Annotated in this window: 16 protein-coding genes; 15 read left to right on the forward strand and 1 reads right to left on the reverse strand. The window is 62.9% G+C overall.

The annotated features are described in order from the left end of the window. Nucleotides 1-179: 179 nt before the first annotated feature. On the reverse strand, nt 180-1,085 hold the full coding sequence (locus tag GPA21_RS15235) for a MerR family transcriptional regulator (protein WP_168988986.1): 906 nt from the start codon (nt 1,083-1,085) through the stop codon (nt 180-182). A gap of 82 nt (nt 1,086-1,167) precedes the next feature. Between GPA21_RS15235 and GPA21_RS15240 the strand changes: the two genes are divergently transcribed. The 15 genes from GPA21_RS15240 to GPA21_RS15310 all read left to right on the forward strand — a co-directional run bounded on the left by GPA21_RS15240 (nt 1,168) and on the right by GPA21_RS15310 (nt 13,361). Next, on the forward strand, nt 1,168-1,404 hold the full coding sequence (locus tag GPA21_RS15240) for a hypothetical protein (RefSeq protein ID WP_168988987.1): 237 nt from the start codon (nt 1,168-1,170) through the stop codon (nt 1,402-1,404). Between the two features lie 39 nt (nt 1,405-1,443). Next, nucleotides 1,444-2,244 (forward strand): GTP cyclohydrolase FolE2, encoded by an 801-nt coding sequence (gene folE2 / locus GPA21_RS15245; protein ID WP_168988988.1) that lies wholly within the window; start codon nt 1,444-1,446, stop codon nt 2,242-2,244. Further along, entirely contained in the window at nt 2,241-2,378 is a 138-nt protein-coding gene (locus tag GPA21_RS15250; protein WP_168988989.1) for a hypothetical protein, read from the forward strand. Before folE2 ends, GPA21_RS15250 begins: the two co-directional genes overlap by 4 nt. Nucleotides 2,379-2,391: 13 nt before the next feature. Beyond that, nucleotides 2,392-3,726 carry an NAD(P)/FAD-dependent oxidoreductase gene (locus GPA21_RS15255; protein ID WP_168988990.1) on the forward strand — a complete coding sequence of 445 codons (1,335 nt, stop codon included), beginning with the start codon at nt 2,392-2,394 and terminating at the stop codon, nt 3,724-3,726. Next, nucleotides 3,723-4,505 carry a DUF1365 domain-containing protein gene (locus tag GPA21_RS15260; RefSeq protein WP_211163634.1) on the forward strand — a complete coding sequence of 261 codons (783 nt, stop codon included), beginning with the start codon at nt 3,723-3,725 and terminating at the stop codon, nt 4,503-4,505. The genes GPA21_RS15255 and GPA21_RS15260 overlap by 4 nt, the downstream gene beginning before the upstream one ends. After that, entirely contained in the window at nt 4,502-5,740 is a 1,239-nt protein-coding gene (locus GPA21_RS15265; protein ID WP_168988991.1) for an SAM-dependent methyltransferase, read from the forward strand. Before GPA21_RS15260 ends, GPA21_RS15265 begins: the two co-directional genes overlap by 4 nt. Beyond that, nucleotides 5,727-6,329 carry a chalcone isomerase family protein gene (locus tag GPA21_RS15270; protein WP_168988992.1) on the forward strand — a complete coding sequence of 201 codons (603 nt, stop codon included), beginning with the start codon at nt 5,727-5,729 and terminating at the stop codon, nt 6,327-6,329. Before GPA21_RS15265 ends, GPA21_RS15270 begins: the two co-directional genes overlap by 14 nt. Continuing rightward, the gene (locus tag GPA21_RS15275; RefSeq protein ID WP_168988993.1) at nt 6,322-7,656 is read left to right on the forward strand and encodes an MFS transporter; all 1,335 of its coding nucleotides are present in this window, start codon (nt 6,322-6,324) and stop codon (nt 7,654-7,656) included. The genes GPA21_RS15270 and GPA21_RS15275 overlap by 8 nt, the downstream gene beginning before the upstream one ends. Next, nucleotides 7,653-8,186: a DUF3833 domain-containing protein gene (locus GPA21_RS15280; RefSeq protein ID WP_168988994.1), complete on the forward strand. Its 534-nt coding sequence runs from the start codon at nt 7,653-7,655 to the stop codon at nt 8,184-8,186. The genes GPA21_RS15275 and GPA21_RS15280 overlap by 4 nt, the downstream gene beginning before the upstream one ends. An 18-nt stretch (nt 8,187-8,204) precedes the next feature. Then, nucleotides 8,205-8,984, forward strand: coding sequence for an SDR family NAD(P)-dependent oxidoreductase (locus GPA21_RS15285; protein WP_168988995.1), 780 nt, complete (start codon nt 8,205-8,207; stop codon nt 8,982-8,984). Next, nucleotides 8,984-9,463, forward strand: a complete 480-nt coding sequence (locus GPA21_RS15290; RefSeq protein ID WP_246261995.1) for a nuclear transport factor 2 family protein — start codon at nt 8,984-8,986, stop codon at nt 9,461-9,463. Before GPA21_RS15285 ends, GPA21_RS15290 begins: the two co-directional genes overlap by 1 nt. A gap of 341 nt (nt 9,464-9,804) precedes the next feature. Then, the gene (gene coxB / locus GPA21_RS15295) at nt 9,805-10,932 is read left to right on the forward strand and encodes a cytochrome c oxidase subunit II (RefSeq protein WP_168988996.1); all 1,128 of its coding nucleotides are present in this window, start codon (nt 9,805-9,807) and stop codon (nt 10,930-10,932) included. Between the two features lie 113 nt (nt 10,933-11,045). After that, nucleotides 11,046-12,626 (forward strand): cytochrome c oxidase subunit I, encoded by a 1,581-nt coding sequence (gene ctaD, locus GPA21_RS15300; protein ID WP_168988997.1) that lies wholly within the window; start codon nt 11,046-11,048, stop codon nt 12,624-12,626. Between the two features lies 1 nt (nt 12,627). Then, nucleotides 12,628-12,807: a hypothetical protein gene (locus tag GPA21_RS15305; protein ID WP_168988985.1), complete on the forward strand. Its 180-nt coding sequence runs from the start codon at nt 12,628-12,630 to the stop codon at nt 12,805-12,807. Continuing rightward, nucleotides 12,804-13,361 (forward strand): cytochrome c oxidase assembly protein, encoded by a 558-nt coding sequence (locus GPA21_RS15310; protein ID WP_168988998.1) that lies wholly within the window; start codon nt 12,804-12,806, stop codon nt 13,359-13,361. The genes GPA21_RS15305 and GPA21_RS15310 overlap by 4 nt, the downstream gene beginning before the upstream one ends. The last annotated feature ends 53 nt before the right edge of the window (nt 13,362-13,414 follow it).

The following is a 13,414-nucleotide window of genomic DNA, read 5'->3' on the forward strand; positions in this document are numbered from 1 at the left end:
GGCGAATTCCATCAGGGCCAGCAGACATCGGGTCTGCCAAACAGGCCGGATATAAGACTGCAGCCAGACTCTGGAACGTCAAAAATGCAAACTTCACTTGCCAAACCGGGAGGCGTCCATATAAGCGCCGTGAGGCGCGAATGCGGAGCTGACTTCTTGCTTTGGCGCCTGGGCTGCCCTCAGGTCGCGTGCTTTGTCCGCCATTCGCCGAGCGCCGCCAGGGCGTCGTGCAGATCGTAGATCACGCGAATGCCATCGAGCTTGGCGCGGCGGCCCTGCAACGCAGCGCCGCCTGCCCACAGCGCGATCTCCGGCGGGAGCATGCCGCGCAACTGATTGAGCCCTTCAACCGCCTGACGTACAGGGAAGGCGCCGCTGAAGGACAGGGCGACGACGTCGAACTGGCCCGCGATCGCGGCGGTGCGGATGTCGCCGAGAGGAGTCTGCACCCCGATCGATATGCAGGTCGCGCCCTCGGGTACGAGCACCGCCTCGGCCATGAGCAGGCCCAGGCCATGCTGTTCGTCGGGAAAGGTGGTGAGCAGAATGCGCGGGCGGGAGCCTCCGCCGGAATGGCTGCCGATCGCGTTGCGCAGCACGTTTTGTATCTGCTCCGAATACAGATGCTCTTCGCAGACATCGAGCTCGCCGCGCACCCAGGCTTGCCCGATGGCGACATTGAGTGCGGTGACGGTCTCCGAGGCGAAACGCTGCAGACCTTGCTTGAGCACCAGTTGCTGCAACATGGTGCGCAGCTCGACGCTGCGGTGCAAGCGCACAAGCCGGAGGAAGTCGGTTTCGCCAATGTCACCGGCTTGCGGTGCCTCGACTGCGGTTTCTTCGAGCATTGCGACAAGTTCTGCGGTGCTCGCGGCCACGACCTTCGACGGTCGTTTTCCCTGGTCGAGGAGCCGGCGTATCAGACGTAGCTTCTCGACCTGCTCCCTGGGGTAGGCGCGATCACCGTTGTCGTCACGATCCGGTTGAGGAAAACCGTATCTCCGTTCCCAGACGCGCAGCGTGTCTTTCGAGAGGCCGGTATCACGTTCAACCGAAGAAATACTGAAGAGTTCTTGATTTGTCATTTTGTCCAAGACAAACGCTTGACATGTGTTTTAAGTGGTTCTGTCTTAGAACCGTAATCTCAACTTGTCTAGGACAACGATCATGAAAACGCTGACCAAACCCAATCTGGCCGCAGGTGCTGCACTGCTTGGCAGCGCTGTTGTTATCGCGGCGTTCTGGCTTGTACGCCCGGCCCATGCCGAGATGCAGGACAAGGCCGAAGATCGTGCATGTGGCATGGAGCGTGTCGTAGACAAAAATCCGTACCCCGGCATAGACCTCAAGCTTCTGGTGCACCGCCCCGACGTCGCTCCCAGAGTGCTCCGCCTGGACGTTTGATCCCAGCCAACATCGACCCATATCTGGACAGGAGTACATATGAACGCCCCGGAAAGAATCTTTCTCCCAGACGTGCAATCTTCGGCTGACCATCGTTCCCTCGCCATCCAGCGAGTGGGTGTGCGTGGCTTGCGCTATCCGTTGAAGCTGCGCAATCGAGATGGCAGCATCAGTCACACCGTGGCGCGTGTCGAGATGACGGTGGGCCTGCCCCCGGAGGTCAAGGGCACGCACATGTCCCGCTTCGTCGAGATTCTCGAGTGCGAGCGCGAGCCGTTGGACCTGTCCGGGCTGCAAGTCATGTTCGTCGAGATGCTGGAGCGTCTGGAAGGGCAGGAGGGTCGTGCTCAGTTCGAGTTTCCGTATTTCATCCGCAAGGCGGCGCCGGTTTCCGGTGTGGAGAGTCTGATCGACGTCGATGTTGCGATCAGTGTCGAGAAGCATGCCGGGGCGGATACTTCGGTAACGCTGAAAGTGATTGCGCCGGTGACCAGTCTCTGCCCGTGCTCCAAGAAGATTTCCGACTACGGCGCGCACAACCAGCGTTCGGCTATCACGATCACCGCACGTCTGCGCGAGGACGTCAGCATCGAGGAACTGGTGCGCGTGGCAGAGGAAGAGGCTTCGTGCGAGGTCTTCGGTCTGCTCAAGCGTCCGGACGAGAAGTGGGTTACCGAGCGCGCCTACGACAACCCCAAGTTTGTCGAGGATCTGGTGCGTGACATTGCGCTGCGTCTCAAGTCCGACGGGCGCATCGCCGCGTGGGTGGTCGAATCGGAGAACTTTGAATCCATCCACAACCACTCGGCCTACGCGCTGATCGAGGGGAAGAACATATGAGCGCAGAGCAACTCGTCACCAGCGGCTTGGCGGTGCGCAGCCTCAGCCTGCCAACGCCACTGAGCCGGCGTCTCTACGCTGCGGTACAGGCACGCCGGCAGGCGCGCTGCAGGCTGACCAACGGTCGGCGTTGAGGGAGATCATCACATGGACATGGGTGACATCCGCCGGGTTGCTACCGGGGGCCAAAAGCGGGTTGCGGTCGTCGGGTCGGGCATCTCGGGGCTGGCCGCCGCGTGGTTGCTTTCGCGCAGCCATGCGGTGACGCTTTTCGAGGCCGGCGATTACTTCGGCGGCCACACCAATACGGTGGACGTCACTGTGGACGGCCATTCCTTCGGGGTGGACACCGGGTTTCTGGTGTTCAACCGCAAAACCTACCCGAACCTGTGCGCCATGTTCGCCCTCCTTGGCGTGCCGGTAGTGGAGTCCGACATGTCGTTTGCGGTGAGTATGGACTCGCCCGATCTCGAGTGGGCCGGAACCGATCTTGGCACCGTCTTCGCGCAGCGAAGCAACCTCTTACGGCCTGCCATGTGGCGGATGATTGCCGACATCCTGCGCTTCAATCGCGAGGCGACCCACATGGCGGTGTCCGGCGTCGCGCCGGAACTGCCGCTTGGTGCCTGGCTGGCAGCCAACCGGTACGGCGAGGCATTTCGCGACTGGTATCTGCTGCCGATGGCGGCTGCAATCTGGTCGTGTCCGACAGCAACGATGCTTGAGTATCCGGTCGCCACCTTCGCGCGCTTCTGCCACAACCACGGCTTGTTGCAGGTGAATGACCGCCCCCGTTGGATGACGGTGCGCGGTGGTGCGCGTGAGTACGTTCGCAAGATCATCGAGCTTCTGCCGGATGCACGACTGGGCTGCCCGGTCTATCGTGTGTCGCGGGACGAACGCGGCGTATGGGTGGAGTCGCCCGGTGGCACCGAGCAGTTTGCTGATGTCGTGTTCGCCTGCCACAGTGACCAGGCGCTGGCAATCCTTGGCGGTGACGCGTCGCCCGCCGAGCGTATGGTGCTGTCCTCGGTTCGCTATCAGGCCAATCGCGCGGTGCTCCACACAGACCTGTCCTTGCTGCCCAGGCGCAAGAAGGTGTGGTCTGCGTGGAACTATCTCGCGGGTTCGGCGGACGAGGGTACCCGTCCGGTGTCGGTCAGTTATCTGCTCAACCGCCTGCAACCGTTGCCGACCGAGACGCCGGTCGTAGTCTCTTTAAACCCCTTTCGAGAGCCCGCTCCGGACAAGCTTATCCGCAGCTTCGATTACGCTCACCCGGTTTTCGATCAGGCCGCGATCGACGCTCAGGGCCGTCTTTCCTCGATTCAGGGCAAACGCCACACCTGGTTTGCCGGAGCCTGGACCGGCTACGGTTTCCACGAGGATGGCCTGAAGTCCGCGCTCAGCGTCGTCGAGCGGCTTGGAGGCACTGTGCCCTGGCGTGGTGAGTCCGCCGAAGCGCAAAGGGTGACAGCATGAACTCGCAGCCATGGTCGCTGACGCCCTCGGTTTGTTTCGGCGCGGTGATGCACGAGCGCCATGCGGTGGCGGGCAACCGTTTCGTTTATCCGGTGGCCTTCCTGCGCATTCCGCTTTCTTGCATGGAGAGCCTGCGTACGCCGCTGCTCGGGATCGAACGCGCCGGGGTGTTCAGCCTGCGCTCCGAAGATCACGGCGCGCGTGATGGTTCTCCGTTGCTGCCGTGGGTACGTTCCGTGCTGGCCGAGCATGGACTGGCCGTCCATGCCGATGGCGAGGTCGTCTTGCACACCATGCCGCGCGTGCTGGGCTATGTGTTCAACCCGGTCAGCTTCTGGTACTGCCACGATCGCGCTGGCCAGTTGCGTGTCGTGCTGGCCGAGGTCAATAACACATTTGGCGAAACCCACCGCTACCTCGTTTTCCACCCGGATCTGCGGCCGATTAGCTCGGGCGAGACCTTGAGTGCGCGCAAGGTCTTTCATGTCTCGCCCTTCTTTCCGGTGAAGGGCGAGTACCGCTTCCGTTTTGACAGCCGCGACGGCATGAATGCGGTCGCGATCGATTACTACCACGACGGCGAAAAGCAGCTCTCGACCCGCGTCGGTGGCCGTGAGCAGGTGCTCGATGGCGCTGCGATGCGGCGTTGGTTGCTGCGCTTCCCGTTGATGACTTTCGGCGTGGTGTTCCGCATCCATTGGCAGGCCTTGCGGCTGTGGTGGAAAAAGGTGCGCTTCTATCGCAAACCCCCGCCCCCTCTTGAGGAGACGACGACATGAACCCGGAGCAACTCGTGATCGACGAGGCATTGAGCCGCTTCTGCCCGCGGACGCTGGCCTCGCTGCCGCGTTCGGCGCGGCTGGCACTGGAGATGCTCGATACGCTCGAGCATGGCGCGCTTGCTGTGGAGTTGCCCGACGGCCAGCGGCTGCGGGCAGGCCACGGCGCGCTGGTCGCCCAGTTCAGGGTGCGTGATTACGAAACCTTCGATCGCGCGCTGGCCACCGGCGACATCGGCCTCGCCGAGGCCTGGATGGACGAATTGTGGGACAGTGACGACCCCACCCAGGTGCTACTTCTACTGTCTCGCAATCGGGAGCGCCTGGGTGCCGCGGTGTATGGTCGCAGACTGCGACTTGCCGGGCATCGTCTGTGGCACTTGCTGCGGGCCAACACCCGGGTGGGGGCACGGCGCAACATCGAGGCGCACTACGACCTCGGCAACGACTTCTATTCACTCTGGCTCGATCCGAGCATGACCTACTCGGCCGCTGTCTTCGAGTCGGCGCACGACAGCCTCGAAACCGGACAGCAGCGCAAGTACCGGCGGATTCTGGAACGCCTCGACGCGAAGCCCGGGCAGATGATTCTCGAGGTCGGCTGCGGCTGGGGCGGGTTTGCCGAAGTGGCGGCGAAGGAGTTCGGTTGCAAGGTGCTCTGCCTCACCTTGTCGCCGGCGCAACTGGCATTCGCGCGCGAGCGTGCCGAGCGGGGTGGTTTCGCCGACAAGGTGCGTTTTGAGCTGTGCGATTACCGCGATGTGCGCGGTCAGTACGATCACATCGTCTCTATCGAGATGATCGAGGCAGTGGGCGAGCGCTTCTGGCCGGTCTATTTCAAGCAGCTGGCGACGCTGCTGCGTCCCGGTGGGCGCTGCATCATCCAGGCGATCACGATCGACGACGATCTTTTTCACCGCTATCGGCGCGGCACCGACTTCATTCAGCGCCATATCTTCCCGGGGGGCATGCTGCCCAGCCCGTCGGTATTTCACCGTCAGGCCGAGGCCGCCGGGCTGGTCGTGGATGGAGACTTCGCCTTCGGGCGCGATTACGCGACAACCCTGGCGATCTGGCACGAGCGCTTCCTCGCCAATCTCGCGGCGGTTCGCGCGCAGGGATTCCCGGAGCGCTTCATCCGCATGTGGCGTTTCTACCTCTCCTATTGCGAGTCCGGTTTCGAAACCGGTGACATCGATGTACACCACTACGAGCTCATCCATGCGCCGCAGTGAGCCCGCGGCCGGCGTGATCCTGCGGTTCAGGCGGGATGCGGCTTCGCTGGCGCTTGCGGTCGCGCTGGGCTTCTGGCTGGCCGGAGCGTCCTACGGCTCGTCGGTTCCCGGGCAACAGGTGCCAGCCATCCAGGCCCTCGCACAACAGGGTTGGCAGCCGCTTGGCAGCGGGGCGCTGCGCTGGTTCGGTCTGCGTATCTACGAAGCCGCCCTGTGGGCGCCGGATGCGCAGGCATGGCGAGACGGCGGAGCGTTCGCGCTGGCGATCGCCTACGAGCGAACCATCCCCTCGGCGAGGCTGGTGAAGGCCACGGAGGACGAGATGCGTCGCCTCGGCGTGGCGGACGAGGCGCGAATCGCGTCGTGGCGACCGGCGCTCGAGCAGGCCTTTCCGGATGTCTCCGCCGGAGATGTCATCGTCGGTATTCACCGCCCTGGCGAGGGCGTGCATTTCCACTATGGCGAGCGTTCGAGCGGCGTCGTGACCGACCCCGACTTCGCCGCGGCGTTCTTCGCGATCTGGCTGGACGAGCGGACTCGCGAACCCGGCCTCAGGGCGCGCTTGATCGGCGATCGCACGGATGGCTGAACCGGCAGCTACGGTCGCCTCCGCGGCCGATGCCGGCGCCGCGGACGAGGCGGAGTCGGCTGCAGCCGCCACCTGGCGACCGGTATTCGCTTATGGTGCGTTCGGCTTGCCGCTCGCCTTTGCGGCCCTGCCGATCTATGTTCATGTACCCCGCCTGTACGTTGAGGGGTTCGGCCTGTCCTTGGCTGCCGTGGGAGCGGTGCTGCTCGCGGTGCGGATTCTCGACGCCTTGACCGATCCGCTCATCGGTTGGGCGAGCGATCGGCTGGCCAACCGCAAGCTGGCCATCGCTCTGTCCTTGCCGGTGCTCGGTGCCGGCATGTTCGGTTTGCTCTCGCCTCCGGCGGGCGCGGGGGCAGCCTGGATGGCGGCGATGATCTTCTTCGTCACGCTCGGTTTTTCGGTTGCGACCATCAACTACGGTGCATGGGGCGCAGAGGCGGCACATACCGCAAATGGGCGAACCCGGCTGGTCGCCTCGCGTGAAGGCTTTGCCCTTCTGGGCGTCGTGCTGGCCGCGTCGCTCCCGACCGTGCTCGCACCCGGCGACGAGGTTGCCGGTCTCGCACGTTTGACCTGGATCTTCCTGCCCTTGTTGTGTGTCGGCGCGCTGGTCACGCTCGCCGCGACACCGCGGCCGCAGGCTCGACGGCACTCGATGCAGCGAGTGCTGCCGTCTTTGTGGGCGGCACTCGTGCATCGGCCGTTCCTGCTGCTGCTAGCGGTGTTCTGTGCCAACGGCATTGCCGCTGCGATACCCGCTTCCACGGTGCTCTTCTTCGTCGCCGACGTGCTTCAGGCGTCGGGCCTTTCCGGGCTCTTCCTGGTGCTGTACTTCGTCGCGGGGGCTGCAAGCCTGCCCTTGTGGGTGAGGCTGTCGAGATGCGTCGGCAAGGTCCGCGCATGGTTCGGCTCGATGCTGCTCGCCATCGCCTCCTTCATCTGGGCCTATTTCCTCGGCGCGGGCGACACCTTTGCGTTCGCGCTGATATGCGTCGCGTCCGGCGCCGCGCTTGGCGCCGATCTCGCCCTGCCGCCGGCCATGCTCGCCGATTTGCTGGCGCGCGACACCTCGCCAAGCGATGCACGGGCCGGCGCCTGGTTCGGCTGGTGGAACTTCGTCACCAAGGCCAATCTCGCGCTCGCGGCAGGCCTGGCGCTGCCCTTGCTCGGCATGCTCGGCTACGTGTCCGGTGGCACCGACCCCGATGGACTGCAGGCACTGTCGGCGGTGTATGCGCTGGCGCCGGTCGCGCTCAAGCTGTTGGCCGCGACCTTGTTGTGGTCGCTGCGTTACAAACTGGATTTTGAAGGAGGGTTGAAATGAGCACGACGCGTGCATTGCTGCTGGCGGGCGTACTGGGTCTGGCCGGTTGCAGTTCGGTGGATGTGGACAAGTACGCATCCGAACAGCCCGAGCTGGATCTGCGCACCTACTTCGATGGTACCCTGGATGCGCACGGCATTTTCCAGAACCGCGCGGGTGAGGTCGTGAGGCGTTTCCATGTGCTGATCGAGGCGAGCTGGGAGGGTGACGTGGGCGTGCTCGATGAACATTTCACCTACTCGGATGGCGAAACCCAGCGCCGGGTGTGGACGATCACCCGCCACGGTCGCGGGCAATACACTGGCACCGCCGACGACGTGGTCGGTGAGGCGGTTGGCGAGGCCCGCGGCAACGCCTTGCGCTGGCGCTATGTGCTGGCGCTGCCGGTCGGAGACAAGGTGTATAACGTCGACTTCGACGACTGGATGTTTCTCATGGACGATCGAGTGATGCTCAACCGCTCGGTGATGAGCAAGTTCGGCATTCGTCTCGGCGAGGTCACGCTGTCGTTCTACAAGCGTGACGAGTAAGCGCGGCTTGGCGAACGCATGGCGCTGAACGAGCGGATTACCGACTGGCGGGGCCGCCGGGTGTGGCTGGTGGGCGCGTCCACCGGTATCGGTGCTGCACTCGCGCGCGCATTGTCGGCGCGTGGCGCCCGGCTGGCCTTGTCAGCCCGCTCTCGGGAAAAACTGGAGGCCCTGGCGGTATCGTGTCCGGGCAGCATGCTGCTGCCGCTGGATGTTACCGTCGCCGGCAGTCTGGATCAGGCACATGATGCGCTGATGGCGGAGTGGGGCGGCATCGACCTCGTCGTGCTCAATGCCGGCACCTACCGTCCCTTACATGTCGAGGAGCTGTCGCCGACAGCCGCGCGTGAGACCATCGAGCTCAACCTGCTGGGGGTCATGGACGGCGTTTCGGTAGTGGCGCCCACCTTGCTGGAGCAGGGCGCTGGAGGTGTCGCCATCGTTGGTAGCGTCGCAGGTTACGCAGGCTTGCCCAAGGCGCTTGTCTATGGCGCTTCCAAGGCGGCGTTGATCAATTTCGCCGAGAGCCTATATTTCGATCTTGCACCGCGGGGTGTGTCGGTCTATCTGGTCAGCCCCGGGTTCGTCGCGACGCCGCTGACGGAGCAGAACGATTTCCACATGCCCGCGCTGATGCAACCGGAGCAAGCCGCTGACGCCATCGTCGCGGGACTTGCGCAAGGGCGTTTCGAGATTCACTTCCCGAGGCGTTTCACTCTGTGGCTCAAGCTGTTGCGGCTGTTGCCCTATCGTTGGTTCTTCCCGCTCGTGCAGCGTGCGACAGGGGGTGGTCGCTGATGGTGCCGGTCGATGACACCGCTGGCAGCGATGAGGGCAGGCGCCGGATGCAGGAGGCGCTGGCGGAGTTGGTGCGATTTTATGAGCAACTGACGCCGGAGACGGTTGTCCAGGTCGGGATGCTGTATGCGCCGGGCGCCCGATTCAAGGATCCCTTCAACGAGGTCGAAGGCGTCGCTGCGATAGAGCACATCTTTCATCACATGTTCCGCCAGGTCGAGCGTCCGCGGTTTGTTGTCGATTCGTCGCTGCTGGACGGTGCTCAGGCCATGCTTTGCTGGCGCTTTCTCTTTTCCAGCGGCGGGCGGAACATCGAGGTGAGAGGTGCGAGCCATGTCGTTTTCGATGCAGATGGCCGGGTGCGCCTGCATCGAGACTACTGGGATACCGGTGAAGAACTCTACGCCAAGTTTCCGCTCATCGGCCCGTTGGTGCGCTGGCTCACGCGTCGGCTTTCGGCAACACGCGAAACGGGTTAGCCGGCTCATTACGATTGTGCGCTGCACCACAAGAGCGCCCGAGCCCCGCGGCTGATCCCACGTATTCCAGCCGAATCTGTTCGCCTAGCAGGTATTGCGCCGCACTATATTGATAAACATCAAAAAAGTGTGTTGCGGCTCGGTAATTTGATATGGCATGATCAACCCAAGCAGGCGAAGAACCGCATAAATATTAGATTTCGAAAGCTTTTACGACAAAGCCTTTCGCGCCGCAGGGCTGGAGGAGACACCCCCCGCAAAATTACCCTTTCGGGTAACGTATTGGCGTAAAGGTTGGTTTTTCGAGACCTGCCCGAACAGGACGAGATGGGGGTTGAGACATGAGTCTTGCCGGTCGATTAGCAGGGTCGGTCGTATTGTTCCTGGCTATTCCCAGTGCCTTTGCGCAAAGCAGGTACAACTTCCAGGAACCGGTGACCAGCGTCGCCGAGCAGATCTACAGTCTTCACACCCTGATGTTGATCATCTGTCTGGTGATCTTCGTCGGCGTATTCGGGGTGATGTTCTGGTCGATCTTCAAGCACCGCAGGTCACGCGGCGCAGTCGCCGCCAATTTCCACGAGAACACGACCGTCGAAGTCCTGTGGACAATCATCCCGGTATTCATCCTCGTTGGAATGGCCTGGCCGGCCACCAAGACCATCATCGACATGAAGGATACTTCCGATCCCGACATGACGATCAAGGTCACCGGCTACCAGTGGAAATGGGGCTACGACTACCTGCACGGTGAGGGCGAGGGTATCGCCTTCGTCTCGAATCTGGCCACCCCGCGCGCGCAGATACAAGGGCAGGAGGAGAAGGGCGAGCACTATCTGGTCGAGGTGGACAACCCGATGGTGGTGCCGGTTGGAAAGAAGGTTCGCCTGCTCGTCACCGCCAACGACGTCATCCATTCGTGGTGGGTGCCGGCCTTCGGCGTCAAGCAGGACGCGATTCCCGGTTTCATACGCGACACCTGGTTTCGTGCCGAGCAAGAAGGTATTTACCGCGGTGTCTGTGCGGAGTTGTGCGGGCGGGATCACGCCTTCATGCCGATCGAAGTGCATGTGGTTTCGGCGGACGAGTACTCCGCCTGGGTCGAGGGTCTGCGGTTGGCATCGGTCGCCCAGGCTGAGGCCGACGACCGCGAATGGAACCAGTCTGACCTGATTGCTCGTGGCGAGCAGGTCTATGCCGCAACCTGTGTCGCCTGTCATCAGGCGGAAGGCGGCGGCGTGCCGCCCGCATTCCCTGCTCTTGACGGGTCGGCCCTGGTGGCGGGTGAGCATGGCCCGCTGGTCGACATCGTGCTCAATGGCAAAACGGGCACAGCAATGGCGGCATTTGCCGCTCAACTCTCCGATGTCGAGGTGGCGGCCGTTCTCACATACCTGCGCAACAGCTGGGGCAACAATGTGGGCGACATGATCGCACCGGAAGAAGTCGCCGCAGCGCGGGGCGTGTGAGCAATGGGTCAAGATGAGCGGCCGCGCAGCGCAGCAAGCGGTCGCCATGTCGGAACGGTAGCAACCATTCGAGCGCAAGGGCGAGGCCCGATGCGTCAAGCGAAGGAGGCAGCATGGCGGCGGTAATTCCCGATCAGTTGCACGATCACCATCACGGTCCGACCGGGCTGATGCGCTGGATCACCACGACCAACCACAAAGACATCGGCACGATGTACATGATCTTCAGTTTCGTCATGTTCCTCGCGGGGGGCGTGATGGCGCTGACGATCCGGGCCGAGCTTTTCCAGCCCGGCTTGCAGGTGGTCGAGCCCGAGCTGTTCAACCAGCTCACCACGCTGCACGGACTGGTCATGGTGTTCGGGGCGATCATGCCGGCCTTCGTCGGCTTCGCCAACTGGATGATTCCGATGATGATCGGCGCGAGCGATATGGCCTTCGCGCGGATGAACAACTGGAGCTTCTGGCTGCTTCCACCGGCGGCGATCCTGCTCATTGCCTCCTTCTTCGTGCCGGGTGGCGCGACCGCCGCCGGCTGGACGCTGTATCCGCCGCTTTCCATACAGATGGGCATGGGCATGGACATGGCGATATTCGCCATTCACATCATGGGTATCAGCTCCATCATGGGTGCGATCAACATCGTCGTGACCGTGCTCAACATGCGCGCGCCCGGCATGACGATGATGAAGATGCCGCTCTTCTGCTGGACCTGGCTGATCACCGCCTACCTGCTGATCGCGGTCATGCCGGTGCTCGCCGGTGCGGTGACGATGCTGCTGACCGACCGCCACTTCGGCACCAGCTTCTTCAACGCCGCCGGTGGCGGCGACCCGGTGCTCTATCAGCACATCTTCTGGTTCTTCGGTCATCCCGAGGTCTACATCATGATCCTGCCGGCCTTCGGCATCGTGAGCCAGATCATTCCCGCTTTCGCGCGCAAGCCACTGTTCGGCTATGCGTCCATGGTCTATGCCACCGCGTCCATCGCGATTCTGTCCTTCGTGGTTTGGGCGCACCACATGTTCACCACCGGCATGCCACTCGCCGGGCAGTTGTTCTTCATGTACGCGACCCTGCTGATCGCTGTGCCCACCGGCGTCAAGGTATTCAACTGGGTCGCGACCATGTGGCGGGGCTCGATGACCTTCGAAACCCCCATGCTGTGGGCGACCGGATTCATATTCGTGTTCACCATGGGCGGCTTTACCGGTCTGATCTGCGCGATCGCACCGATCGACATCCAGATTCACGACACCTATTACGTGGTGGCCCACTTCCACTATGTGCTCGTCGCCGGCAGTCTGTTCTCGCTCTACGCCGGCGCCTACTACTGGCTGCCGAAATGGACCGGCCGCATGCCGGATGAGCGTATCGGCAAGCTGCATTTCTGGGCGTCGCTGATCTTCTTCAACATCACCTTCTTCCCGATGCACTTCCTCGGGCTGGCGGGCATGCCGCGCCGGGTGCCGGACTATGCCCTGCAGTTCGCCGACTTCAACATGCTCGCCTCGATCGGCGCCTTCGGCTTCGGCCTGTCGCAGCTCATCTTCCTCTGGGTGGTGATCAAGGCCGCCCGTGGTGGTGGCGAGAAGGCACCCGCCCGCTCGTGGGAAGGTGCCGAGGGCCTGGAGTGGACCGTGCCGTCGCCGGCCCCGCACCACACCTTCGAAGAAGCGCCGGTGGTGAAGTGACATGGCGGCAGTGACTGATACCTCGTCGAACCTGTCCGGCCAGCCCGCCGGGCAGGCTGGAGAACCCACCATGCGCGATCCGCGCCGCACCCGCAACATCCGTCTCGGGCTCTTCATGGGCGCCATTGCGCTTTTCTTCTACCTCTTCATCATGTTCAAGTACAAGGTGTTGATGGCATGAGAGACGTGGCCGCCGAGAACCAGCGAATACTCAAACGTCTCCTCGTCGGTGTGGTGGCGATGTTCGGCTTCGGTTTTCTGCTGGTGCCGATGTACGAGAAGATCTGCGAGGTTACCGGCATCAACAACATCCTTCAGCCGGATCGGATAGTGAACACCCAGGTGGACACGTCACGGACGGTGATGGTGGAGTTCGATGCCAACCTCCACGGCCTGCCCTGGAGCTTCAAGCCGCGCGAAACGGTGATGCGGGTTCACCCGGGCGAGCTCGCGACCGTGGTGTACGAGGTTGCCAACACCCGCGACGTGCCTGTCACCGGACAGGCCATTCCGAGTTACGGGCCGCAACATGCCGGTCGCTACTTTCTCAAGATGGAGTGCTTCTGCTTCGCGCAGCAGCAGCTCGACGCCGGCGAGGTGCGCGAGATGCCGGTGGCCTTCGTGATCGATCCGAGCCTTCCGCGCGACGTGACCACCATTACTTTGTCCTACACGTTCTTCGAGGTGGAAGGGCGTCAGGCACAGCTTGGGCGTCAGGGTGATGACGCCTCTTGAGCATGAGTCACGGACATGAGAAACCACCCGGCCCCGAGCCCACGAACACATCG

The organism is Azoarcus taiwanensis (assembly GCF_012910885.1).
In the GTDB taxonomy this organism is placed as follows: domain Bacteria; phylum Pseudomonadota; class Gammaproteobacteria; order Burkholderiales; family Rhodocyclaceae; genus Azoarcus_F; species Azoarcus_F taiwanensis.